26 protein-coding genes are annotated in these 24096 nt (G+C 70.6%); 16 read left to right on the top strand and 10 right to left on the bottom strand.

What is annotated here, in order from left to right:
- Positions 1-45: 45 nt before the first annotated feature.
- Positions 46-684: a MerR family transcriptional regulator gene (locus tag ACFVQ0_RS19015; protein ID WP_390089808.1), complete on the top strand. Its 639-nt coding sequence runs from the start codon at positions 46-48 to the stop codon at positions 682-684.
- Between the two features lie 314 nt (positions 685-998).
- Positions 999-1415: a hypothetical protein gene (locus ACFVQ0_RS19010; RefSeq protein WP_390089412.1), complete on the top strand. Its 417-nt coding sequence runs from the start codon at positions 999-1001 to the stop codon at positions 1413-1415.
- Between the two features lie 72 nt (positions 1416-1487).
- Here the strand turns inward: ACFVQ0_RS19010 and ACFVQ0_RS19005 are convergent, their stop codons facing one another.
- Both ACFVQ0_RS19005 and ACFVQ0_RS19000 read right to left on the bottom strand, forming a co-directional pair.
- Positions 1488-4517: a BTAD domain-containing putative transcriptional regulator gene (locus ACFVQ0_RS19005; protein WP_390089411.1), complete on the bottom strand. Its 3030-nt coding sequence runs from the start codon at positions 4515-4517 to the stop codon at positions 1488-1490.
- A gap of 145 nt (positions 4518-4662) precedes the next feature.
- Entirely contained in the window at positions 4663-5478 is an 816-nt protein-coding gene (locus ACFVQ0_RS19000) for an exodeoxyribonuclease III (RefSeq protein WP_390089409.1), read from the bottom strand.
- 50 nt (positions 5479-5528) lie between these two features.
- Between ACFVQ0_RS19000 and ACFVQ0_RS18995 the strand changes: the two genes are divergently transcribed.
- The 4 genes from ACFVQ0_RS18995 to ACFVQ0_RS18980 all read left to right on the top strand — a co-directional run bounded on the left by ACFVQ0_RS18995 (position 5529) and on the right by ACFVQ0_RS18980 (position 7247).
- Complete coding sequence (locus ACFVQ0_RS18995) at positions 5529-6020, top strand: GNAT family N-acetyltransferase (RefSeq protein ID WP_390089407.1); 492 nt, start codon at positions 5529-5531, stop codon at positions 6018-6020.
- A gap of 125 nt (positions 6021-6145) precedes the next feature.
- Entirely contained in the window at positions 6146-6508 is a 363-nt protein-coding gene (locus ACFVQ0_RS18990; protein WP_390089405.1) for a DUF2089 domain-containing protein, read from the top strand.
- Positions 6505-6768: a hypothetical protein gene (locus tag ACFVQ0_RS18985; RefSeq protein WP_390089404.1), complete on the top strand. Its 264-nt coding sequence runs from the start codon at positions 6505-6507 to the stop codon at positions 6766-6768. Before ACFVQ0_RS18990 ends, ACFVQ0_RS18985 begins: the two co-directional genes overlap by 4 nt.
- Positions 6769-6815: 47 nt before the next feature.
- The gene (locus ACFVQ0_RS18980; RefSeq protein WP_390089402.1) at positions 6816-7247 is read left to right on the top strand and encodes a hypothetical protein; all 432 of its coding nucleotides are present in this window, start codon (positions 6816-6818) and stop codon (positions 7245-7247) included.
- Positions 7248-7258: 11 nt separating this feature from the next.
- Here ACFVQ0_RS18980 and ACFVQ0_RS18975 read toward each other — a convergent pair whose 3' ends face one another.
- Positions 7259-8140, bottom strand: coding sequence for a barstar family protein (locus ACFVQ0_RS18975; protein ID WP_390089400.1), 882 nt, complete (start codon positions 8138-8140; stop codon positions 7259-7261).
- Positions 8141-8287: 147 nt separating this feature from the next.
- Between ACFVQ0_RS18975 and ACFVQ0_RS18970 the strand changes: the two genes are divergently transcribed.
- From ACFVQ0_RS18970 to ACFVQ0_RS18925, 10 genes are all read left to right on the top strand, one after another.
- Positions 8288-9031 (top strand): thioesterase II family protein, encoded by a 744-nt coding sequence (locus ACFVQ0_RS18970; RefSeq protein ID WP_390089398.1) that lies wholly within the window; start codon positions 8288-8290, stop codon positions 9029-9031.
- A 96-nt stretch (positions 9032-9127) separates the two neighbouring features.
- Entirely contained in the window at positions 9128-10543 is a 1416-nt protein-coding gene (locus tag ACFVQ0_RS18965; protein ID WP_390089396.1) for a cation:proton antiporter, read from the top strand.
- 38 nt (positions 10544-10581) lie between these two features.
- A complete protein-coding gene (locus ACFVQ0_RS18960) occupies positions 10582-11244 on the top strand; it encodes a 4'-phosphopantetheinyl transferase (RefSeq protein WP_390089394.1) in 663 nt (220 codons plus the stop codon).
- Positions 11245-11307: 63 nt separating this feature from the next.
- Positions 11308-11652, top strand: a complete 345-nt coding sequence (locus tag ACFVQ0_RS18955) for an ArsR/SmtB family transcription factor (RefSeq protein WP_390089392.1) — start codon at positions 11308-11310, stop codon at positions 11650-11652.
- A 33-nt stretch (positions 11653-11685) separates the two neighbouring features.
- Complete coding sequence (locus ACFVQ0_RS18950; RefSeq protein ID WP_390089390.1) at positions 11686-11919, top strand: hypothetical protein; 234 nt, start codon at positions 11686-11688, stop codon at positions 11917-11919.
- Positions 11916-12704 carry a sensor domain-containing protein gene (locus ACFVQ0_RS18945; RefSeq protein ID WP_390089388.1) on the top strand — a complete coding sequence of 263 codons (789 nt, stop codon included), beginning with the start codon at positions 11916-11918 and terminating at the stop codon, positions 12702-12704. The genes ACFVQ0_RS18950 and ACFVQ0_RS18945 overlap by 4 nt, the downstream gene beginning before the upstream one ends.
- Positions 12676-13470, top strand: a complete 795-nt coding sequence (locus ACFVQ0_RS18940) for an ABC transporter ATP-binding protein (protein WP_390089386.1) — start codon at positions 12676-12678, stop codon at positions 13468-13470. Before ACFVQ0_RS18945 ends, ACFVQ0_RS18940 begins: the two co-directional genes overlap by 29 nt.
- Positions 13467-16010: an FtsX-like permease family protein gene (locus ACFVQ0_RS18935; RefSeq protein ID WP_390089384.1), complete on the top strand. Its 2544-nt coding sequence runs from the start codon at positions 13467-13469 to the stop codon at positions 16008-16010. Before ACFVQ0_RS18940 ends, ACFVQ0_RS18935 begins: the two co-directional genes overlap by 4 nt.
- 150 nt (positions 16011-16160) lie before the next feature.
- Positions 16161-17714, top strand: a complete 1554-nt coding sequence (locus tag ACFVQ0_RS18930) for a tryptophan halogenase family protein (protein ID WP_390089382.1) — start codon at positions 16161-16163, stop codon at positions 17712-17714.
- 70 nt (positions 17715-17784) lie between these two features.
- On the top strand, positions 17785-18342 hold the full coding sequence (locus ACFVQ0_RS18925; RefSeq protein WP_390089380.1) for a flavin reductase family protein: 558 nt from the start codon (positions 17785-17787) through the stop codon (positions 18340-18342).
- Between the two features lie 11 nt (positions 18343-18353).
- On the opposite strand, the gene ACFVQ0_RS18920 is transcribed toward ACFVQ0_RS18925, so the two are convergent.
- The 7 genes from ACFVQ0_RS18920 to ACFVQ0_RS18890 form a co-directional block, all read right to left on the bottom strand.
- Positions 18354-19187, bottom strand: a complete 834-nt coding sequence (locus ACFVQ0_RS18920) for an ArsR/SmtB family transcription factor (RefSeq protein ID WP_390089378.1) — start codon at positions 19185-19187, stop codon at positions 18354-18356.
- A 38-nt stretch (positions 19188-19225) separates the two neighbouring features.
- Positions 19226-20167, bottom strand: coding sequence for an ATP-binding cassette domain-containing protein (locus ACFVQ0_RS18915; protein WP_390089376.1), 942 nt, complete (start codon positions 20165-20167; stop codon positions 19226-19228).
- 30 nt (positions 20168-20197) lie between these two features.
- Positions 20198-20416: an MbtH family protein gene (locus ACFVQ0_RS18910; protein WP_390089374.1), complete on the bottom strand. Its 219-nt coding sequence runs from the start codon at positions 20414-20416 to the stop codon at positions 20198-20200.
- A 106-nt stretch (positions 20417-20522) separates the two neighbouring features.
- Complete coding sequence (locus ACFVQ0_RS18905) at positions 20523-20771, bottom strand: acyl carrier protein (RefSeq protein WP_390089372.1); 249 nt, start codon at positions 20769-20771, stop codon at positions 20523-20525.
- Entirely contained in the window at positions 20771-21667 is an 897-nt protein-coding gene (locus ACFVQ0_RS18900; RefSeq protein WP_390089370.1) for a 3-hydroxyacyl-CoA dehydrogenase family protein, read from the bottom strand. The genes ACFVQ0_RS18905 and ACFVQ0_RS18900 overlap by 1 nt, the downstream gene beginning before the upstream one ends.
- Positions 21667-22887 carry a hypothetical protein gene (locus ACFVQ0_RS18895; RefSeq protein WP_390089368.1) on the bottom strand — a complete coding sequence of 407 codons (1221 nt, stop codon included), beginning with the start codon at positions 22885-22887 and terminating at the stop codon, positions 21667-21669. Before ACFVQ0_RS18895 ends, ACFVQ0_RS18900 begins: the two co-directional genes overlap by 1 nt.
- Positions 22888-22904: 17 nt before the next feature.
- Positions 22905-24062 carry an acyl-CoA dehydrogenase family protein gene (locus tag ACFVQ0_RS18890; RefSeq protein WP_390089366.1) on the bottom strand — a complete coding sequence of 386 codons (1158 nt, stop codon included), beginning with the start codon at positions 24060-24062 and terminating at the stop codon, positions 22905-22907.
- Between the last annotated feature and the right edge of the window lie 34 nt (positions 24063-24096).

The raw sequence follows: 24096 nt of genomic DNA, 5'->3' as shown, positions 1-24096 counted from the left end.
TAGGGTGCGGGGGTGGCTGACGGACACGAGCACCGCGAATACCGCATGGAGGAGCTGGCCAAGGAAGCCGGCATCCCCGTCCGGACCCTGCGCTTCTACCGCGAGCGCGGCCTGATCTCACCGCCGCGCCGCGAGGGCCGCATCGCCTGGTACGACGACCACCACCTCGCCCGGCTGCGCACGATCACGGGCCTGCTGGAGCGCGGCCACACCCTCACCGGCATCGCGGACCTGGCCCGCACCTTCGAGAGCGGCCGCGACGTGGCCGAGGTGCTGGGCCTGGGCGAACCGACGGAGGAGACCCCGGTCCGGCTCACGCCCGAGCAGCTCGCGGACTACTTCGAGACCGAGTCGACCCCGGAGAACCTGGCGGCCGCGATGGAGCTCGGCTACCTCGGCACGGACGGCGACGCGATCGTGCACATCAGCCGCCGCCTCCTTGAGGTCTCCGCCGAACTCGTACGCGAGGGCGTCCCGCTCGCCACCGTCCTCGCCTCCGGCCGCCGCGTCCGCGAACACGCGGACGCCCTGGCGGATCTCTTCGTCTCGACCCTGCGTGATCACAGCACACAGGAAGAGCCTCCCCAACTGCGCCCGCTGGCACGCGCGGTGGTCGACGCGGAACTCTCCATGGCCCTGGACCGGCGACTGCGCCGGGAGAAGCCGGAGGCGGCGGAGCAGTAGCCGCCCGGACGGGGTGCGGGCGGCCACTCCGGAGGGCTCCCTCCGCGAAGGCGGCTCGGTCTGCAGGTCTTCTGCAAGGTTTTTGCAGCAGGGCACTGGCAGTGTCCCGGGGAGCGGGCGGCAGTCAGGGCACGTACCGCACGGTGCCTCAGGCCCGTGCGGTGAGGTGTCCGCCGTCGCCCGCCGTCGATCAGAGCGAAGGGGACCCCGGGACACGGGAGTCAGCCCGGCACACGTGGTGTCCCCACCGCTTTCCGTGCGGCACGCGGGCACAGTCCGCGCCGCACGGTTTCTCTCGCAGAAGGAGCCACCCTGTGAAGCCTCGTATCGGGCGGATACTCGCCGGCGCGACCGCGCTGGCCGCTGCCGCCCTCATGATGAGCGGCGCCACCGCCTCCGCCATGCCCGACCCCGGCATCGACTGGGACCACATCTTCAACCCCAACAGCGACGGCCCCGCCTCCGGCGTACGCGTGTACGTCGAGGAGTACGGCGACATCGTCACGGTGTGCGACACGGCGAAGGACGGAGAGTCCGCCCATGTCCTGGTCACCGATCTCAGCGTGACCAACCGCCAGTACTCCATGACCGTCAGCAGCGGCTACGGCACGTGCAAGACGCACAGGGCCAGCGACGGCGGGGTCTACAACCTCCACGAGAACGCCTACGTGTCCCTCACGTACTGGGCGAAGGGCGGCGACAGCTACGCCGAGTACTACAACGACCACTGAGCCGTCGTTGTAGTCGCCCCCAGGGCGTTGAGACGAGGGTCGCGGGTGAAGCGAGGCACGGGGGTTCCCGCTTCACCCCGACCCTCGGGCCGCGGCCAGGACGGTGCGGGCGCGGTGTTCCACCGGGCGCAGGCCCAGCTCCTGAGCTGCCGCCAGGGCGGCTTCCGCCAGCTCCACGGCGGCCTCGGCGTTCCCCTGCGCGTACCGCACCCGGGCCAGGACGGTGCGGGCCTCCGCCTCCTGATGCCGGAAGCCCGAGCGGCCGGCGATCTCCAGCGCTTCCTCCAGGTACACCACCGCCCGGGACAACTCTTCGCTGACAAGCGACAGTTCGCCCAGATTCATCAGGCAGTCGCTCAGCGCGGTGGGGTCAGCCGTCTCACGGGCGAACGCCAGCGCCTTCTCGGCCGGTGGGCGGGCGAGATCGAGGCGGCCGGTGTCACGGTGTACGCGTGCGAGGACCTCGTGGGCGTCCGCCTCGTTGCGGCGCTTGGCGTGCTCCCGGGACAGCCTCAGCGCCCGGGTTCCGTCGGCCAGTGCCGCCTCGTAATCCCCCCGGCCGTGGTGGGCTATGGCCCGGTTGACGAGCGGGCTGATGGTGCCCATCGGCTGCCCGTGGTGCAGGGCGAGCTCGATGGCCTCACTCGCGCGCTCGATCGCCGGCTCCGGCTCGCCGAGGTAGGAGTGGATCAGGGCCACGACGTTGAGGGCGAGACCGAGGAGTACCGGGCGGTCGAGGTCGCGGAGCAGTTCCACGCCGCGTTGCTGCCATTCCCCTGCCTGACGCATCTGACCGCGCCGCCCGTAGTAGACGGCCAGGTTGGACATGACGCTCACCTCGCCGGGGACGAAGCCGGCGCTGCGGTAACCCGCCAGGGCGCCGAGGAAGTGGTCCAGGTTGCTCCCCTGGTCCTCGGTGTGGTGGCCCAGCACGCCGAGGCTCTGCAGCATGGCCGCCCGCGCGAGGGGAACGCCCGCGGCCTCTGCGGCGTGCAGACCGGCGGTGGCTATCGCCTTCCACTCGACCCTGTGGTGCCGGTAGTAGACGTACATGCGCAGCTGGTCGGCGATCTGCCAGGCGATGTGAGGCGGGCCCGTCGCGGCAGCGGCCCCGACCACGGCGACCAGGTTCGTGAGCTCCTGGTCGAGCCATTCCAGGGCCTGCTTCCGGTCGGCGAACCGTCCGGAGGCGGCGCGCTCCCGCGGCAGTTGGGCGACACCCGTGTACTCGAAGGCAGTGGCGGCGTCGGCCGCGGCGAGATACCAGTCGCACAGCCGCTGCCATGCCTCCTCGTGCGCGGGCTGCGCCGCGGCGTGCTCCGCCGCGTACAGCCGCAGCAGGTCGTGGAAGACGAAGCGGTCGGCCGCGGTGCGCTGAAGGAGGCTCGCGTCGGCCAGTACGTCGAGGAGCTCCTCGGCCACGAACGGATCGGCCCCCAGCAGAGCCGCGGCGGCCTCCGCCCCGAAGTCCGGTCCGGGGTGCAGGCCGAGCAGCACGAACAGCCGGGCCGCGGCCGGATCCAGGACGGCGAGCGAGTGGTCGAAGGCGGTGCGGACCGCGGCCCGGCGGTCGCCGGCGATCGAGAGTTTGGCCAGGCGGCCGGCCCCGTCCAGGTCGGCGGTGTAAGCCTCCAGCGACCGTCCCGGCCGGGCCGCGAGATTGGCGGCGGCGATCCGCAGGGCCAGAGGCAGCCGCGCGCACTGCTCGGCAAGCCGCCGGGACGCCTCCGGCTCCGCGGTCACCCGCCCCTCACCGAGGACGCCGGCCAGCAGGGTGTGCGCCTCGTCCGGGTCCAGCACCTGAAGCCGTACGGCGTGCGCGGCATGGCTGACGCCGAGACCGCGCAGCTCGTGACGGCTGGTGATCAGCACGGCCACCCCCGCGGTACCGGGCAGCAACGGCCGGACCTGCTCGGCGTCCGCCGCGTCGTCGAGCACGATGAGCACCCGGCGGTCGGAGAGCCGGCCGCGGAAGGCCGAGGCCCGGTCGTCCAGCGCCTCCGGGATCGCGGCCGCGTCCAGTCCCGAGGCCTGGAGCAGGGCCGCCAGGACCTCGGCCGGATCGCGCGGCCGGTCACCCGCGCCCAGCAGCCGCACGTACCACTGCCCGTCCGGGAAGACCGGCCGCAGCCGATGGCCGAGATGCACCGCCATCGCCGTCTTGCCGACGCCGGGCGTGCCGGTGATGACGACGGGTGCGGCGGGTTCGCCGCGCGCAGCCGCCGCCAACAGGATCTCCAGATCCCGTATCGCCCCCTGTCGGCCCACGAACCCTGGCACGGCGAAAGGAAGTTGGCACTGGACGGTCCAGTCGCGTGCCGCGTCGTCCGTGGTGGCCGCCGAGGGCCGGGCGGGGGCCGCGCCCAGCTCCGGGGCGTCGCGCAGGATCGCCTCGTGCAGCTGCCGCAGGGCGGTGCCCGGGTCCACGCCGAACTCCTGGGCCAGGCTCCGCCGGAACGACTCGTAGTGGGCGAGCGCCTCGGCCTGCCTGCCGGAGCGGAACAGCACGGTCATGAGCTGCGCGGCGAGCCGCTCGTCCCACGGATGCTCGGCGGCGAGGCCCCGCAACTGCTCGGTGAGGCCGGCCCGCCCGCCCGCGGCGAGACGGCGGTCGACACGGTCCAGCAGCGCGGCGAGCCGTTCCTGCTCCAGGCGTGTGCGTACGGCATCGGCCCAGTCGCCGGCTATGCCGGACATCGGGTCGCCGTGCCAGAGGTCCAGGGCCTCGTCCAGAATCCGCTCCGCCTCCGTATCGCCGTCGGTGGTGCGGGCCTTCGCGGTCAGGCTCCGGAAGCGGTGCAGATCGACGTCGGCGGCAGGGGCCGTGAGCTGGTAGCCGCCGGCCCGGCGATGTATCCCCACCGTGCCGTCGCCCTGCGGGGACAAGGCGCCCCGCAGGCGTGTGAGGTAGCTGTGGAGCGTGCTTCGCGCGGTGGGGGGCGGGGAGTCGCCCCACACGCACTGGATCAGGTGACCGGTGGAGAGTGTGGCCCCCGGGGCCAGAAGGAACGCGGCCAGGACACATCGTTGCTTCGGCGAGCCGAGGGATATCGGGTGGCCGTCGCGCGACACCGCGACGGGGCCCAGGAGCTGGAATTCCAAGCGGTGCCACCCGTCCGTCGGTTTGCAGCTGGTACGGCATGCCATCGGCACCGCGCCAGGCCGGCGGAGCTCGGGGTCAACCTAGCGCGGCCCAGCCCCCGCGCCCAAGGAGGGGGCGGCCGCCCGAGGCCACCCCCCGCAACCTCTACGACTCGTACACAACGGTCACGGGCGCGTGGTCGCTCCAGCGCTCGCCGTGCGTGGCGGCCCGCTCGACGAACGCCTTCGCGGCACGGGCGGCGAGGCCGGGCGTCGCCACCTGGTAGTCGATGCGCCAGCCCGTGTCGTTGTCGAAGGCGCGGCCCCGGTAGGACCACCACGAGTACGGGCCCTCGACGTCCGGGTGCAGGGCGCGCACGACGTCGACGTACGTGGCCTCCTCGAAGACCCGGGTCAGCCAGGCCCGCTCCTCGGGGAGGAAACCGGAGTTCTTCTTGTTGCCCTTCCAGTTCTTGAGGTCCGCCTCCTGGTGGGCGATGTTCCAGTCCCCGCAGACCACCACCTCGCGGCCCTCGGCGGCGGCCCGCGCCTTCAGCCCGGACAGGTAGGGGAGGAAGGCCGCCATGAAGCGCTCCTTCTCCTCCTGCCGCTCCGTGCCGACCTCGCCCGAGGGCAGGTACAGGCTCGCGACCGTGACACCCGGCAGGTCGATCTCGACGTACCGGCCGCTCGCGTCGAACTCCTGGGCCCCCGCGTCCCCGAAGCCGCCGAACCCGATCTGGACCCGCTCGGGCGCCCGGCGGGAGTAGAGCGATACCCCGGCCCGGCCCTTGGCTGCGGCGGGGGCGTGGACGGTGTGCCACCCCGCCGGCTCCCGTACGTCCTCGGGCAGCTGCCCCGCCTCGGCCCGCACCTCCTGGAGGCAGATCACATCGGCGTCGGTCTGCGCCAGCCACTCGACGAAGCCCTTCTTCGCGGCGGCGCGGAGACCATTCACATTCACGCTGGTCACAGTGAGCATCCCGGCACGATACCGACATCCGGGCGTCGCATACATGTACGATTGCCCGCATGAATATCCACACCCGGGCCTTCGACCACCCCGACGCCGTCAAACTCAACGACTGGGTGCAGCTCGAATACGCCGAGCGCTACGGGGACGAGGGCGATGTCACACCGCTCGACGCCACGATGTTCGACCCGCCGCACGGCCTGTACCTGATCGCCTACGACGCGTCGGGCAGCCCGGTCGCCACCGGCGGCTGGCGCTCACAGGAGCGGAACGCCGAGGGGTACTCGGACGGGGACGCCGAGCTGAAGCGGATGTACGTCATACCCGAGGGACGCGGCCAGGGCCTGGCCCGCCGCATCCTGGCCACCCTGGAGGCCGACGCCCGCGCGGCCGGCCGCGTCCGCATGGTCCTGGAGACCGGCGACCAGCAGCCGGAGGCGATCGCCCTGTACCTCTCCAGCGGCTACGAGCCCTGCGAGAAGTTCGGGCACTACCGCACGTACCCCAACAGCCACTGCTTCGCGAAGCCGCTGCGGGACGGGACAGCCTGATCATTGAAGAGCAGTTCAAGGAAATTAAGTTTTCAGCGTTGACTCCTCAATAAACTCAATATAGAACTGCACATGAGCGCATGTACGTCTGAGTGCGTGCGGGTACGAGTGCAGAGGAGCCGAGGGTGGACTGGCAGGAACTGACGGACCTGACGCAGGGCCGGCCGTTCGTGGTCGAGCGGGTCCGGCTCACCGACAGCGACATCGCGGTCGAGGGGCGGTTCGAGCCGCCGCAGCTGGCGCAGCTGGCCGCCGACGACCAGGTGTTCGTCGCCGCGTTCGTGCGGTCGCACGGTTCGATCAAGGAGATGGAGCGGATCTTCGGGGTGAGCTACCCGACGGTCAAGTCCCGGCTGAAGCGGATCGCGGAACGGCTCGACTTCGTCGACACCGACCCCGCGCCCGCCGGAGCAGACGTCCTCGACCGCCTCCAGCGCGGCGAGATCAGCGCCCAGGAGGCGCTGGACGAGCTGGAGCGGCCGCGGTGATCCCGCAACTGCTGACGGTGGGCTACCGCCGCACCAACGGCAACCGGCGCCGCCTGCACATCCCGCTCCTGCCGGTGGCCGTGCTGCTGTCGCCGCTGCTGCTGCTCGCCGTGGTGGCCGGGCTGATCGCGTGCCGCCGCGCCTTCCGGCTGAGTCCGGTGAGCGCGCTGCGCACCGCCTGGTACCTGCTGTGGGCGCTGCCCGGCACCAGGTTCGAGATCGAACAGGGCCCGACCGCCTTCCAGATAGGCGTCAGATGACTCAGCTGACTCAGATGACTTCGATGACTCCGAGGGGGAGCACAGCCATGAACGAGCAACGCCGCCAGATCCTGCAGATGCTGGCAGAGGGCAAGATCACCGCCGACGAGGCGGAGCGGCTGATCGACGCCCTCCAGCGCCAGCAGCCCGAATCGGAGCAGGGAACCACGCCCCGCCCGAAGTCCCGGCCCAAGTACCTGCGGGTGATGGTGGCTTCGGAGGACGACGGCACCGGCGAGGGTCCGAGCCGGGTCAACATCCAGGTTCCGCTGCAGTTGCTGCGCGCCGGGGTCCGGATCGCGAGCCTCCTCCCTCCGCAGGCGCTCACCCGGGCCAACCTGGGCCTGAGCAGGTCGGGCGTACCGATCGACCTCACCGAACTCAAGCCCGAGCACCTTGAGGAACTCGTCGAGCAGCTCGACGAGGTCACCGTCGACGTGGACGACCCCAGCGGCCAGGTGCGCGTCTTCTGCGAGTAGCGCAGCGCTTCTCAGCGGCGTCCGGCGGCGGCCCACTCGTCCCGGTTCCACAGGACGGGCACGGCGCCGACCGGGTCGAACCGGATGTCCGGGTCGTTGCTGTGGAGGAGGCAGAAGAAGCGGCGGCGGAGCACGGCCGCGCGGCGGGCCTGGGTGGCGGCGATGTCCAGGACGGTCCGGGCCGTCTCCGGGCGGGCGGCGGTGAAGCGGTCGTAGTCGGTGATGGACAGGACGAGCCCCGTGCCTTCGGGTGAGTCGTCGTAGGGGCCGTAGCAGGCCACGTCCCCGAGGCAGTCGTTCAGCGCGTCGAGGTTGTGGCCGTAGTAGTCGGGGAACCGCAGCGCCGCGGCGAAGGCCCTGTGCATGTCGCGCTCGTGGGTCCACTCCCCCGCCGCGAGGTGGACGACGCGGAACCCCTGCTCTTCGAGGCGCTGTTCGGCATCCGTGAGGAGCTGTCGTCGCCGGAAGAGGGTGACGAAGGTGTTGTCCATGTACTCGATGCCGGGAAAACGGTTCGACGGGGGGATCCGTGCCGGATCCTCGGCCAACTCGCTCCGGTAGGCGTCCAGGAGCCGGAAGAACTCCTCGACCGGGGTCGAGCCCTCCGGGGTGTCGCGTTCGATATCCGCCACCCAGCCGCGCGAGCTGTCCGCGCCGCGCCACTCCTGGAGCCAGCGGTTGAAGTCGCCCTCGGGCCGGAAGGCGAAGTCCTCCTCGGCACCGTGCGCACCGAGCGCCGCCCGGTAGCCGGTGAGCAGTAGCTCCAGGTGTCTGAGCGAGCCGCCGGGAAGCCACATGCCGGGCCGGCGCCGGATCCGGTCCAGGAAGTCGTACACGTCCGTGCGGTCCTGCCAGGGCTCGGGTTCGCGGGCCGGGCCGTCTTCAGTCGCCATGCTCACGAGCCTACGGCGCGGACGGCTGCCGCCTCCCCGCTGCCGCCTCCCCGCTCCTGTCAGTTGGCTGTCAGCGGGGCCGGGTGCAATGGGCGGGCCCTTGGAACAGCCGAGCATGTTCGGCATACGACCAGCAGGAGCGCTTTGATGGCCTGGACGGAATGCAGAGAACCCCGCCCTTTCGCCACCCGACGGTTGGTCTGCTTCCCCCATGCCGGAGGGTCGTCCTACTTCTTCCGGGAGTGGCGCAAGGGCCTTCCCGAGTTCGAGGTGCACGCGGTGTGCTATCCCGGGCGGGCCGACCGGTTCGGAGAGGCCCCGGCCACTGATCTGGTGGCGATGGCCGGGGAGATCGCGGATGCCGTCCGGCCTCTGATGGACCGTCCCACGACGTTGTTCGGCCACAGCATGGGCGCTGTCGTCGCCTATGAGACGGCCAGGATCCTGGAGGCCGAGGGTGCTCGGCCCGCGCATCTGTTCGTCTCCGGAACCCGGCCGGCCCATTCGGTCCGGTCGGAGGCCCGAGCGGCCGCGCTGGACGACGAGAGCGCCATCGCGACGCTGGTGGACCTGGGCGGCACCGATGCCGAGCTGCTGGACAACCCGATGTTCCGTGAGCTGATCCTGCCGTACGTCAAGGGCGACTTCCAGATGCTCGGGGCCTACACCCACCGGGCGGGCCCGCTGCTGCGCTGCCCCGTCACCGCGGTGCTGGGGGACAGCGACTCCCGCGTGACGCCTGATCAGGCCGCCCGATGGGCCGAGCACACCACCGGCACCTTCCGGCAACGGGTGGTGCCCGGAGACCACTTCTACCTGGCCGCGTCACCGCCGTACGACGTGGTCCGGGAGTCCCTCGGCGCCGAGCACGACGAGACCCGACGCGGCTGAGCCGCATCGCCCGCCCATCGAGAACACGGAGAGTGTTGCATCGTGCGTGGAGAGAGCCTGTTCGGACAACGACGCTGGACCATCATGGTGTTGATCGTGGCAGTGCCCCTGGCGGTGATCGCCGCGGCCACCTGGATGGCCACCGAGAAGTCGGCTCCCGACGGGGAGGCGGCCGCCGTGGCGCACGGTCTCGACAAGGGCGGCCACTTCCTGATCGCCGTGGCGGTCATCCTGCTCGCCGCCTATCTGGGCGGACTGCTCGCCGACCGGCTCGGGCAGCCCCGGGTGATCGGGGAGATCTGCGCCGGGCTGGCGCTTGGACCGACCCTGCTGGGACGGTTCGTTCCCGGGGCGGCGGGCTGGCTCTTCCCGTCCGGCGTTCTCCCGATGCTCGACGGGCTGGCCCAGGTCGGCCTGGTCTTCTTCATGTTCGGGGTCGGCCGCGAGCTGACCGGAATGCGGCTGCGCGGCACCGGGACGCAGGCGCTCCTGGTGACCCAGGCCTCCCTGCTGGTGCCCTTCGCGGCCGGGGCCGCGGTGGCCGTGCCGCTGGTCGCGACGTTCATGGGGTCGGCCGGCAATCCGGTGGTGTTCGTGCTCTTCGTGGGATGCGCGCTGAGCGTCACCGCCTTCCCCGTGCTGGCCCGCATCCTGACCGACCTGGGACTCACCCGTACCCGGCAGGGCCAGCTGAGCCTGTTCGCCTCCGCGGCCGGGGACGGCGCGGTGTGGCTGGTGCTCACCGGGCTGCTGGCCCAGCTCCACGGCGGCGGCCCCGCCGGGGTGCTGCTGAACGCCTTCATCGCCGCGGCGATCACCCTGTTCTTCCTCGGGCCGCTGCGGAAGGGGCTGGCCCGCTGGGCGCACTCCCGCCCGGGAGCCGCTGAAGGCGGCGAGAGCGACGCGGTCACCATGGTCCTGCTCGCCGCCGGCATCGCCGCGACGGCCGCGCTGACGACCCTGATCGGGGTGCACCAGCTGATCGGGGCCCTGCTGATCGGGCTCGCCTGGCCGAGGGGCAGCGCACGGGCCGTCCGGGTGGCCGACAGGCTGTCCGGCACCGCGAAGACCGTGCTGCTGCCGTTCTTCTTCTTCGGATTCGGCCTGACGATCGATCTGGGCGCGCTCCACTTCGACCGGACCGCGGCGCTGGCGCTCGGCGGGCTGCTCCTGCTGGCCACCGTCACCAAGATCTTCGGACCGGCGCTGGGCGCGGTCCTCACGGGGATGCGCCGCCGGCCCGCTCTGGCACTCGGCGTGCTGCTCAACTCCCGCGGTCTGACCGAACTGGTCATCATCCAGATCGGTTTCCAGGCCGGCATCATCGACCAGCGGATGCTGAGCCTGCTCACCATCGTCGCCCTCGCCACCACGATGATGACCCGGCCGCTGCTCCGGCTGCTGGGCCCGGACGCGATCGAGCCGGCGCTCGAAGCGCAGCCGGACGGCGCCGGTGAACTGGGTGGCACCACCGGGCGCGGTGCGCCGGAGCTCGTCTCCCTTCCCCGATAGCCCTCGATAGCCCCCTCCCCCCTGCGCAAGGCGGTCAAATGATCGAGGAGATCGTGCCCGAGGGCGTCGCCTCCGCCGAGTCCTTCGGGGACGTGGCGGAGGCGACGCTCTATCCGCAGGAGCGGGAGGCGCTGGGCATTACCGGCGAGCCGAGGCGGCTTGAGTTCGCCACGGTGCGGCACTGCGCACGCGACGCCCTCGGAAAGCTGGGCCTGCCCCCGGCGCCACTGGTGCCGGGGGTCCGCGGCGCCCCGCGATGGCCCGCCGGTGTGGTCGGCAGCATGACCCACTGTGCGGGCTACCGTGCCGCGGCCGTCACGCACCGCTCCGGCATCCGCACCCTCGGCATAGACGCGGAACTGCACGAGCCCCTGATGGAGGGCTTGTTGCGGTACATCGCGCTGCCCGAGGAGCGGGAGCGGCAGAGCCTGCTCGCCGGCCAACACCCCGACGTGCACTGGGACCGGCTGCTTTTCTGCGCCAAGGAGGCCGTCTACAAGGCGTGGTTCCCCGTGACACAGCGCTGGCTGAGTTTCCACGACGCACGGGTCTGCCCACTGCCGGACGGCACCTTCCGGGCCCGGATACTGGCCGAGCGGCCGCCGGGGCAGCCGCCCCAGCCCGAGACCTTCGAGGGGCGGTGGCTCGCCCGGGACGGGTTCCTCCTGGCGTGCGCGACCGATCCCCGGCCTCTTCGTTGACAGCCTTTCTCTCCATGTGAAAGATTTGGCTGACACGTACAGCCGGGCGCGCTGGGGAGGCAGATGTTGAACAGCGAAGAACTGCTGACCTTCCTGTCCGCGGTGAGCCACACGCAACGGCTCCGGACCATCGCCGCCCTGGCCGGCGGCCGGAAGTACGTCAGCGAGCTGGCCCGCGAGCTGGGCATGTCCCGCCCCCTGCTCTATATGCACCTTGAGCGCCTGGAGAAGGCGGGCCTGGTCGTCGGAGCGCTCGAACTCTCCGACGACGGTAAGGCGTTGAAGTACTTCGAGCTGACTCCGTTCGAGCTGCGTCTCAACGTGCGGACGATTCTGGACGCGCTCCAGTCGGACGATACTCAGGCGGACGAGAATCATGCACGTGAGGCAGACGGCCCCACCAAATGAGAAGGACCAGAACGTTATGAGGGGGACCCGGACATGACCGGCGCCATCGTCGCTATCGCCATCGTCCTGATCATCGTCGGAGGAATCACGGTGTCTGTGGTCTCCCACTTCAGACTCCAGCGCCACCGCGCCGACGCCGTGGCCATGGCCTCCTACCGCAAGCTGGCCGAGGAGGCCGTCGCCCGGCAGGAGTCCCTGGAGACCGAACTGGCGGAGCTGAAGGCCCGGGTGGGCTCGATCGACGACATGCTCCGGAGGATCGAGTGAGCCGGCTCTCGCCGAGCCTCGTACGTACCCCCGCCTCGCTGGTCCGACTGCCGTTGTCCGCTGCCCCCTGGCTGGCCTCCGGCTACCTCGCCAGCTACCTCGTGGTGGGCAGCGCCCTCTTCGCCGTGGCGACCGCGGCCCTCCTGGTCTCCGTGGTGGCCAGCCAACTCACGGTGACGATACCGCTGTTGATCGTCGGTGCCTGGGTGGTCAGAGGCTGCGCCCAGGTCGAGCGGAGCCGTGCGTACCTCCTGGACCGGCCGATCCCGTACGCCTACCAGGACGTCACCGAGCCCGGGCTGCCCGCCCACCTCAAGGCCCGCTGCGCCGACCCCGCGATCGTCCGCGACTGCGTCTACCTCATTCTCCTCTTCCCCCCGCTGCTCCTGCTGGACCTCCTCGCACTGGCCGTCTGGCTGGTGCCGCTCGGCGTCGTGACGCTCCCGCTCTGGTACGGGCCCGCGACCGCTTCCGGCGGGACGGCGGGACGGATCGGCGCGGACCTCGCGATCGACACCCTGCCCGGAGCGCTGGTCGCCGCGGTCGTGGCGGCAGCCCTGCTGCCCTTCGCCGCCCGGCTCGTGGTGTCGGCGGCGCAGCTGCATCTGACCGTTGCCCAGGCGGTTCTCCGCCCTCCCGCCGACCCGCTCGCACAGGTCAAGGGTGTGCTCGCCCGCCCCGGCCCACTCGCCGCCGTCCTGCCGAGCCCCGCCCGTGCCAGTACTCCCACAGCGCCGACACTCGATAGGGAAACCCATGAACCGAACACCGGACGGCTCGGCTGAGGCCGTCGTCCTCCTGGACTCCGTGTACAAGACCTACGGCGGCGGAAAGAACAAGGTGGCCGCGCTCGACGGGGTCAGCATCGGCCTGCGCGCGGGCACCTTCACCGCGGTCATGGGCCCCTCCGGGTCCGGCAAGAGCACCTTCCTGCACTGCGCCGCGGGCCTGGACCGGCCGACGTCGGGCACGGTCCGGCTGGACGGCGTGGAGCTGTCCGGCCTCAAGGAACGCGACCTGACCAAACTCCGCCGTGAGCGCGTCGGGTTCATCTTCCAGGCGTTCAACCTGATGCCCGCGCTGAACGTGCGCGACAACGTGACACTGCCGTTACGCCTGGCCGGACGGCGCCCCAAGGCGTCCGACGTCGACGAGGTGATCGAACGCGTCGGCCTCGCCTCGCGCCAGAAGCACCGCCCCGGTGAACTCTCCGGCGGCCAGCAGCAGCGCGTCGCCATCGCCCGCGCCCTGGTCACCCGGCCCGCGGTGGTCTTCGCCGACGAACCGACCGGAGCGCTGGACACCCACACCGCCCGCGACGTGCTCGGCCTGCTCAGGGAGGCGGTGCAGTGGTCCGGCCAGACGATCGTGATGGTCACCCACGACCCGGTCGCGGCCTCCCACGCCGACCGCACCCTCTTCCTCGCCGACGGCAAGATCGTCGACTCGCTGGAGCGCCCGACCGCCGACATGGTCGCCGAGCACATGACCCGCCTCGGCGCCTGGGCCGATGACCAGGCACAGGGCGCGCAGCGCGGAGCGACCCGATGATCGGCCTCGCGCTGCGCTCGCTGAGATTCCACAAGGGCGGCTTCATCGCCTCGTTCATCGCCCTGTTCTTCGGTGCCTCGATCGTGATCGCGTGCGGCGGGCTGCTGGAGACCGGGGTGCGCGGGCTGGCCGCGCCGCAGCGGTACGGCGCCGCTCCGATCGTCGTCACCGGGGACCAGCACTACCCCGGCTCGAACAAGGTCTTCCAGGAGCGGGTCGGCCTCGACGCCGCCGACGTGGCGAAGGTCGGCGCGGTGCCCGGGGTCAAGGCCGCCGTGCCGGACCTGTCGCTGCCCGTCACCCTCTTCCGGGACGGCGGCAAGGGCGGCGTCCAGGCCACCGGCCACGGCTGGGCATCCGCCTCGCTCGGCCCGTACCGCGTCGCCGAGGGCGCGCCGTCGGTCGCCCCCGGCCACATCGCGCTGGACTCCCGGCTGGCCGCGAAGGCGGGCGCCCACGTCGGTGACCGCGTCACCCTGGGCATGCGGGGAGCCGCCCGCCCGTACGAGGTGGCTTCGCTGGTGAACGGTCCCGGGGAGAGCGCCACGGTGTTCCTCCCCGACGCCGACGCGACGCGGTCCGCCCCGCAGACGGGTGAGGTCGACGCCATCGGGGTCATCACAGAGCCCGGCGCCGACAACGAGCAGGTGCGGGCCGCTGTCGCCGAGGCCCTCAAGGGCGCTCAGGTGTCGGTGCTGAGCGGCGACAAGCGGGGCCGCGCGGAGTTCCCCGAGGTCGTCACCCACGGCAAGAACCTGGTCTCGATGTCCGCCGTGTTCGGCGGAATGGCCGCCATGGTCACCGTCTTCGTGGTCGCCAGCACGCTCGGTCTCTCGATCCAGCAGCGGCAGCGGCAGATGGCCCTGCTGCGCGCGATCGGCTCGACTCCCGGCCAGGTCCGCCGGATGATCCTCGCCGAAACGTTCATCGTCGGCGTCTTCGCCACCGCACTGGCCTGTGTGCCGGGGCCGCGGCTGGGCGAATGGCTGCTGGGCCGGTTCGTGGACGCCGGGGTGGTGCCCGACGTCATGATGTACCGGGCCGGCTGGGTCCCGCTGATCGCGGGCGCCGGCGCGGCGTTGGTGACCGCCGTGGGAGCCGCCTGGATCGCGGCCCGCGGTGCCGCCCGCACCCGGCCGACCGAGGCGCTGGCCGAAGCGGCCGTGCAGCGCCGCTGGTTGAACTGGATCCGGGCGCTCGCCGCCCTGCTCTGCCTGGCCGGCGGCGTCGTGCTCGCCCTCGTCACCATGCGGATGGACGGTGCCAAGGCGGGCAGCACGGCGACTCCCGCCGCCATGCTGTGGGCCATCGGCTTCGGACTGCTGGGCCCCGGGCTGACCAAGGTGGTGACGGCCGTGATCCAGTGGCCGCTGCGGGCGGTCACCGGCTTCGCCGGGCACCTGGCCCTCCTCAACGCCAAGGCGCGGGCGATCCGGATGGCCGGGGCCGTCATGCCCGTCATGCTCGCCACCGGAATGGCCACGGCCCTGATCTACCTCCAGACGACCCAGAGCGTGGGCGCGGAAGAGGCGTTCAAGGACAATCTGCGCGCAGATGTGGTGCTCACCTCCGCCACCGGCGGGATCTCCCCGTCCGTCATGGAGTGGGTGGACAAGCAGCCGGGTGTGACGGCGACGGCCGCGTACGTCCCCAGCTCCGGCTTCCTGGAGCCGTCGAAGGCCGAGATGGCCGACTACGACGGCAAGGGCAGGGCGCCGAAGGGCACCCCGGTGGAGATCAACGGCATCTCACCGAAGGGCATCGAGCGTACGACCGCGGTGCGCGTGGTGAGCGGCAGCCTCGCCGATCTGAAGGCGGACACGGTGGCGCTGCCCGAGTCGTCCGCGAAGGGGCACAAGCTCGGTGAGCGGATTCCCATGCGGCTGGGCGACGGCACCGGGGTCGAGCCCGAGCTGGTGGCGACGGTCGGTGAACAGCGCGGTTACGGAGCCGTGTTGATGCCCGCGCAGCTGATCTCCGAACACACCACCAAGGGTGGCGTACCGCAGATCCTGGTCGCCGCCGCACCCGGCACCGACACCGCCGCGCTGGCGGCCAGGCTCACCGGCCCCGGCGCGCCGGTTCCGGGACTGCGGGCCGCCGAACGGGCCTCGCTGATCAGCTCGCAGGTGAAGCAGAACGACACCCAGACCTGGGTGGCGTATCTGCTGGTCGCCATGGTGATCGGCTACGCGGTCATCGCCCTGGTGAACACCCTGGTGATGGCCACCGCCGAGCGTCGCAGGGAGTTCACCCTCCAGCGTCTCGTCGGCGCCACCCGCGCCCAGGTCATGCGGATGATGACGGTGGAGGCACTGCTGATCGCCTTCACCGGCATCGCGCTCGGCATGCTGATCGCGGTGGCCACGCTGGTACCGCTGAGCTCGGCGGTACTGGACCGGGCCATGCCCGCCGGCCCCCCGTCCATCCTGATCACCGTCATCGCCTCCGCGCTCGTCCTGACCCTGGGAGCCACCCTGCTGGCGACCCGGATCGCCCTGCGCACACGTCCCTCCGCCGCGATCGGCAGCCGGGACTGAGTCGAACCCCGGAAAAGCCGCCCGCTTTCACCTGCTGATTTCGCCCACCACTTAACAACGTGGTGGGCGAAGTCTTGTCAAACCTAAGCTCGCTCTTATGGCGTTGAAGCCCCTCGTCAACCGTCCTGCAGCGGAATTGGAGTTTGGCTAATGCTCAACAGAGTCGTGATCGTTGGTGGCGGCACAGCCGGCTGGATGACTGCCTCGTACCTCAAGGCCGCATTCGGGGAGCGAGTCGACATCACCCTCGTCGAATCCGAAAAGGTCGGCACCATAGGTGTCGGCGAGGCAACTTTCAGTGACATTCGTCATTTCTTCGAGTTCCTCGGCCTCAAGGAATCCGACTGGATGCCGGCCTGTAACGCCACGTACAAGCTGGCGGTCCGCTTCGAGAACTGGCGCAAGCCCGGCCACCACTTCTACCACCCGTTCGAGCACATGGGCTCTGTCGACGGCTTCCCGCTGGCCGACTGGTGGCTCCAGAACGGCCGCACCGACCGTTTCGACACCGACTGCTTCGTCATGGCCAACATCTGCGACGCGGAGCGCAGCCCGCGCCACCTCGACGGCGCGATGCTGAACCAGCCGTTCGACGAGAGCGCCGACGAGCCCCGCGGTCTGACGATGTCGGAGCACCAGGGCAAGACCCAGTTCCCGTACGCCTACCACTTCGAGGCCGCGCTGCTGGCCAAGTACCTCACCAAGTACACGGTCGATCGCGGCGCCACCCACATCGTGGACGACGTGGTGGACGTCAAGCTCGACGAGCGCGGCTGGATCAAGAGCGTGGCGACCGCCAACAACGGTGAGCTGGAGGGCGACCTCTTCATCGACTGCACCGGCTTCCGGGGGATGCTGCTCAACAAGGCCCTGGAGGAGCCCTTCATCTCCTTCCAGGACGTGCTGCCGAACAACAGCGCGGTCGCGCTCCAGGTTCCGCAGGACATGGAGGCGCGGGGCATCCGGCCCTGCACCACCGCCACCGCGCAGGACGCCGGCTGGATCTGGACCATCCCGCTCTACGGCAGGATCGGCACCGGCTACGTCTACTCCAGCGACTACATCTCGCCCGAGGAGGCCGAGCGCACGCTGCGCGAGTTCGTCGGCCCCGCGGCGGCGGAGGTCGAGGCCAACCACATCAAGATGCGCATCGGGCGCAGCAGCCGCTCCTGGGTCAACAACTGCGTGGGCATCGGCCTGACCAGCGGTTTCGTCGAGCCCCTGGAGTCGACCGGCATCTTCTTCATCCACCACGCGGCGGAGCAGCTGGTCAAGAACTTCCCCGGCGCGGACTGGAACCCCGTGCACCGCGACAGCTACAACAGCTCCATTGCCAACGTGATCGACGGCGTCCGGGACTTCCTGACCCTGCACTACGCGGCCGCCGCCCGCAACGACACCCAGTACTGGAAGGACGCGAAGACCCGGAAGCTGCCGGACGGGCTGGCCGAGCGGATCGAGCACTGGAAGCACCAGCTGCCGGACACCGAGTCGGTGTTCCCGCACTACCACGGGCTGCCGCCGTACTCCTACATGTGCGTCCTGCTCGGGATGGGCGGCATCGAGCTCAAGCCCTCCCCCGCGCTCGCCCTCGCCAACGGGGACGCGGCGCAGAAGGAGTTCCAGGCGGTGCACGAACGGGCCGCCGCGCTCATCGAGAAGCTCCCGACGCAGTACGAGTACTTCACCCACATGCGCCGCTGAGTCCGCGGGCGCCGTGGCGGCCCACCCGCCCCCACGGCGCCTCCGTCGTCCGTCCTCAGGAGCTTCCCTCATGACCGAACTGTCACAACTCACCGGACCGAAGCCCCCGGCCGACCAGGACCGGGCGGCCGTCGCCGACGGCCAGCGCGCGATGATGAGCCGCTTCCCCACCGGGGTCGCGATCCTGACCGCGGTGGACCACGCCGGCCTGCCGCGCGGGATGACCATCTCCTCGCTGTGCAGCGTCTCGCTGGAACCGCCGACCCTGCTGGTGTGCCTGAGGTCGGGCAGCCCCACCCTGGAGGCCGTGCTGGACAGCGGCCGGTTCGCGGTGAACCTGCTGCACGGCGCGGCGCACCCGGCCGCGGCCCTGTTCGCCTCCGGCGCGCCGGACCGCTTCGACCGGGTGCACTGGGAGCACGACACCGCCGATCCCGACGCCGGCGGTCCGCACCTGTTCGACGACGCCCATGCCATCGCGGACTGCCAGGTCGGCCAGCGGCACCGCAGCGGGGACCATCTGGTGGTCATCGCCCGGGTCCTGCGCGTCACCCAGTTCCCCGGGCGGCCGGAACTGGTCTACGGCCGGCGCGAGTTCCGCACCTGGCCGGTCGGCGAGAACGTCTGAACGCGGCTCCGTCACGCCGAGAGCAGCGGAGGAGCGTCGTAGCGCTCCTGGGACGGTGTCGGCACAGCGACCTTCCCGTCCAGCAGGGCGATGCCCAGCGGGGTGACGGAGTGCAGCACCGTGTTGCGCACCCGTCGGGTGGTGATGAGACCGGTCTGCCGCAGCACGGCGGTGTGCTGGCTCACGCAGGGGGCGGAGACCCCCAGCCGGTCGGCGAGCTGACCGGTGGTGCTCGACACCCTCAGCTCCTGCAGGGCCGCCGCCCTGGTCTGCCCCACGAGGGTGCCGAGCGAGTCCTGGGACAGGGAGGTCTCGTCCCACAGCGCGCCGGACTGCTCGCAGTCCGGCGGCGCGGAGAAGACCAGGGCGGCCTGGGGCCGCAGCGGATCGTGGAAGAGCCGTGCCGGGCGGTGCGCGAGGAAGACCGAGGGGCTGAGGACCAGGCCGTGGCCGCCGAGCCGGACGTTCTCGTCGGGACCGTCGTGCAGGGTCAGCACCAGGCCCTTCCAGGTGACCCGCCAGCCCAGGGTGGTGAACAGTTCCTCCACTCCCCCGCGCATGACCAGCCTGCCCCGGGCCTCGGACTCGGCCTCGCAGTGGGCCAGCACCCGGTTCCAGTAGGGGGCCACGGCGGCCTGCCAGAAGTCCCCCGTCGTCGGTGCGGACGCCGGCGGGCCAGGTCTGGCCCGAAGCCTTTTGTAGACCTGGCGCCGCCATCGCGCGTATACCGGGCCGACGCCGCGGGCGAAGAGCTCCTGGGCGAGTCGGGTCTCTATTTCCGGGCCGGCCGTCGTGCGCAGCCGCGTCCGGGCGAGATCGTCCGCCGTGAAGTGAATTCTCTGCATTACCTTTCCCCCGTTGTCCTGTTGCTCTGCAGCCTGATTCAGACGGCTTTCTGCCCGGTGAGTTCGGCGAAGGCGTCATCGAGGGTCGGCCGTTGTACGGAGAAATCCGCGACGCTCACCCCGGCCTTCTCCAATGCCGTAGCAGCGGCGGCAATACCGCCCATTCCGTCTCCGAGCCGCAACGAGATGACACCCCTTTCCCGGTCCACGACCGGTTCTTCGGCGGCATCCGCGGAAAGGGCCACGAACGCGTCGCTGACCGCGTCCTGGCCCATCACTCGAATTTCCAGCCGGTCCGGGCCGACGGCCCTCTTGAGTTCGTCCGGTGTGCCCTGCGCGATGACCCGCCCGGCGTCGATGACCGCGATGCGGTCGGCCAGGAAGTCGGCCTCCTCCAGATACTGGGTGGTGAGCAGGACGGTCACGCCGTCCGCGACCAGTTCGCGAACGGCGTTCCACAGCGACATCCGGCTCACCGGGTCGAGGCCGGTGGACGGCTCGTCGAGGAAGAGCACGGCGGGCGCGGCCACCAGACAGGCGGCCAGGTCGAGCCGGCGCCGCATGCCGCCGGAGTAGGTCCGTACGGGTCTGTCCGCGGCGCCGGTCAACTCGAACTGCTGCAGCAGCTGTTCGGCACGCCGGCGCGCGTCGCGCCTGCCCAGGTGGAGCAGGACGCCGATGAGGGTGAGGTTCTCCCTGCCGGTGAGCAGCCCGTCGACGGCGGCGTACTGGCCGGCCAGGCCGATCCGGCGGCGGACCTCGGAAGGCTGCCGGACGACATCGAAGCCGGCCACCTCCGCGTGTCCGCCGTCCGGTACGAGCAGGGTGCTGAGCACTCGTACGGCGGTGGTCTTGCCGGCTCCGTTGGGGCCGAGCAGACCGAGTACCGTGCCCGTTTTCACGGCGAAGTCGACACCGTTCAGGGCCTGGTGGTTCTTGAAGCGCTTGTGCAGGCCTTCGGCCCGTATCGCGGTTTCCATGTGCCCTCTCGCAGAACGGCGGGGTGTGCGTCAGGAAGCGTCACCGGCGGTTGCCGGGTGGAGGCTGCTGGGCCGCATATCGGTCCAGTTCTCCTCCACGTGGGCCAGGGCGGCCTCGCGGGAGCTCTCGCCGAGGGACACCGTCCACCCGTCGGGCACCTCTTTGAAGGACGGCCACAGGCTGTGCTGGCCCTCGTGGTTGACGAGCACGAGGAAGGTGCCGTCCTGGTCGTCGAAGGGGTTCGTCACGTCGAGTTCTCCATATCTCCGGGTGAAGAGACCACAGCGGGCCTCGGCACGAACATCGTGTCGAGGCCCGCTGACACAGCCCTGACTGAAGCCTGAAACGGGGTGCTTACGCGGGGGCCGTCTGGCGGCCTCCGATGAAACTCACCACGTCGTTCACGGTGCGGAAGTTGTCGATGTCGAGGTCGGTGGGCTGCACCGTGATGCCGAAGGTGCGCTCCACCCACATGACCAGCTGCACCGCGAACAGTGAGCTGACGCTGCCCGTCGCGAAGATGTCGTGGTCGTCGGTGAGTTCGGTGTCCCGCACGTGTTCGGCGATGAAGGCGCGAACGGTCTTGATGAGGTCGTCTGACATCAGGCACCTGCCTTGGTTCCGGCGCTCGCCGGTTCGTAGGGGTAGAAACCATGGCCGCTCTTACGGCCGAGCCGGCCGGCGGCGACCAGCTTGCGCAGCAGTGGCGCCGGGGCGAATTTGGGGTCGTTGAAGTTGTCCAGGAGGACCTCCAGCGAGTACATGACGGTGTCCAGGCCGATCAGGTCCGCCGTCTCCAGCGGCCCCATCTGGTGGCCCAGGCACTGCCGGAAGAGCCGGTCGATGTCTCCCGCCTGCGCGACGTTGTCCTGGAGCAGGAGGATCGCCTCGTTCACACTGAGCATCGCGACACGGTTGGTCACGAAGCCGGAGGAGTCCTGGACGACCACGATGTCCTGGCCTATGGCCTTGAACAGTCCGCGGGTCAGCTCGATCGTCTCCGGGGAGGTGTGGAACCCCTGGATGACCTCCACCAGCTTCTTCAGCGGTACCGGGTTCATCAGGTGGGTGCCGATCACCCGGTCCTGGCGGCCGGTGACCGAGGCCATCTTGGTGATCGGGATGGCGGAGGTGTTGACGCCGAAGACACAGTGCTCCGGGGCCACCGCGTCCATCTCCCGGTACAGCTTCTCCTTGATGTCCCAGTTCTCGGTCACGTTCTCGACGACGAAGTCGGCGTCGGCGAGGCCGTCGAGATCGGTGCGGAACTCGATCCGGGAGAGGATCTCCTCCGGGGTACTGGCGCTCAGCCTGCGGTCGAGCATCCCGTACAGCCTGGCGTTCCCCGCGATCAGTTCACGGGCGCGGTCCAGCGCCGCGTCGGTGGTGTCCACAAGCACCACGGACAGTCCGGCCGCCGCGAAGGCGTGGGCGCCCCCGATGCCCATCGTGCCGGCGCCGAGTACCCCTACGCGCCGGACCTGGCTGGTCTCGGTCATCACATTCCCCTGCCCGCTCGTGGTGTGTTCCGGCACCGCTCCTTCAGCGGTACCGGCCAGTCGTCGACGTCCCAGCCGTACTGGCACAGCAGGGCGTAGGTGAGGCGTTCCAGGCCGAATCCGACGCAGGCGGAGTAGACCGTCCCGCCGTCGGGGCCCTTGATGCCGAAGGCGTCACCGAAGTGCTTCTCGTGCAGGTTGAACGAACCGACCGAGATGCTCTCGCCGGGCCCCACGTCCAGGTGGAGTTCGTGCTTGAGCTCCAGCAGCCGCTGCGAGGAGACCTGCATCGCGGTCGCCGCCCCGGCGAAGAACGGGTCGCTGGCGACTTCGCAGCGGCCCGCCAGATCCAGTTGTTCGACCAGCTCGGTGGCGCGCCGGCGGAACCGGTCGCGCGCCTCCCGGACGAACTCCGCCGTCCCGAGGAAGACCGTCTCGCGGATGGTGAAGTCCGCGAGCCGCTCCATGGTCTGGTGGTACCGGGACTCGTGGCGGAAAGAGCCGCCCTTGGCGGTCACCACCGTGTTCTCGGCCGGCAGGGTGGCGCCGGCGAACTGGTCGAAGGTGTGGTAGCACATCGTGGGCGGCAGGCAGCGGTCCACGGGCGCGCAGCGGTGCAGCACCCTGTCGCCGATGTCCTCGCGCGCCGCCGCCTCCTGCGCGAACTCCCGGTAGGTGTCCACGTCCCCGTCGAGCCGGGCGGCGAACATCAGGTGCTGCGGGAAGGAGAACAGGTAGCCGCTGCGGTGCAGCGCGGTCACCGGGAGCAGCGTCGGGTAGCGGTACTCCACCGCCCCGAACTCCTCGTCGATGATCTCCCGCAGCAGTCCGTCGAAGGCGTCCAGGGCGGCCAGCGCCGGTGAGCCGAGCGCCACCTGGCCCGGTCCCGACTCGTGCACCACGCCGTCGGCCAGCAGCCCGGCGAACGTCCCGGTGCGCGGAGTGCGGACCGAGGGCGAGTTCCACAACACCTTCGGCGGTGTGCGCAGTTGGGGCAGCACCTCGGTCTCGATGACGTGCCGGAGCTTCTCGGCCAGGGCTTCGGGGTCGACCGGCTGCTCGGTCGTCACCACGACGGCGACGACCGCGTCGCTGTCGGGCGCGCCGGTGACCAGCTCGAAGCCGGTGATGGATTCGGAGAGGTAGTAGACCCGTCGGTGCAGCTCGTCGCGGTGCGCGCCCGAGACCGGTACGTCGAGGTCGAGTCGGTAGGAGTGCATATCGGGCTCACCCGTCCTTAAGCTGCCGTGGGCAGGCCCAGCAGGCCCGCGATGATGGCCCGCTGGATGTCCGAGGTGCCGCCGTAGATCGTGCCGGCGAGTACGTCGCGCACCTCGCGCTCGATACCGAGCTCCTCGGTGTATCCGCGGGCGCCGTGGATCTGCATGGCGTCCAGCGCGGTGGTCTTCAGGCCCTCGCTGACGTAGAGCTTCAGCATGGACGCCTCGTGCATCGCGAGCCGGCCCTCCGAGCGCAGCCAGCCGACCTTGTAGAGCATCAGCCGGGCCAGCTCCAGCCGGACCCGCATGTCCGCGACCTTGTTCGAGACGGACTGGAAGGAGCCGATGGCCCGGCCGAACTGCTTCCGGGTGGAGGTGTAATCGACGCAGCGGTTCAGCAGCCGGCTCATCACGCCGACCTGGCTGGCGAACATGAAGCCGCGTTCCCACTCCATCGTGGCGGTGAACAGCTGGTAGCCGGCGCCCTCCGCGCCGAGCCGCTGCTCCTCGCCGACCACGCAGCCGTCGAAGGTGATCTCGCCCATCAGGGTGCCGCGCAGACCGGCCTTGGGGATGTCGCGGACGCTGATCCCCTCGGTGTCCGCCGGCACGATGAAGGCGGAGACGCCTCGCTGGCGGGCGCCGGTGTCGCTGGTGCGGGCGAAGACGATGAACAGGCCGGCGCTCGGCCCGTTGCTGATGAACTTCTTGGTCCCGTTCAGCACATAGGTGTCACCGTCGCGCACGGCGGAGGTGGTGAGGGAGAGCATGTCGGATCCGGTGTCCGGCTCCGACAGGGCGTGGGCTCCCACGAGCGAGCCGTCGCAGAGCGCGGGCAGCCAGCGACGCCGCTGCTCCTCCGTGCCGTGGTCGGCGATGTAGACGGCGCAGGCGAAGAGGTGGTTGTTGATCGCGAAGACCAGGCCGTTGTCGACGCAGCCCTCACCGAGCGCCTCGTAGGCCATGATCGCCGTCAGCGGGTCGAGCCCGCCGCCGCCGTACTCCTTGGCGATCGGCCACCCCAGGACACCGAAGTCGGCGCAGGCCTTCCAGCCCTGCTCGTCGAAGGTGGCGTTGCGGTCGTGTTCTGCGGCCTGGGCTCCGAGGTTCTCCCGGGCGAACCGGAGCACCTTGTCGCGCAACGCCTGCTGTTCGGGCGAGGGAGCGAAATCCATCAGTCTTCTCCGTGGTCGTAGGTGGCGGTCCGGG

The organism is Streptomyces sp. NPDC057900, from assembly GCF_042887885.1.
GTDB lineage: Bacteria > Actinomycetota > Actinomycetes > Streptomycetales > Streptomycetaceae > Streptomyces.
This window is presented reverse-complemented; position numbering and strand designations above follow the sequence as displayed.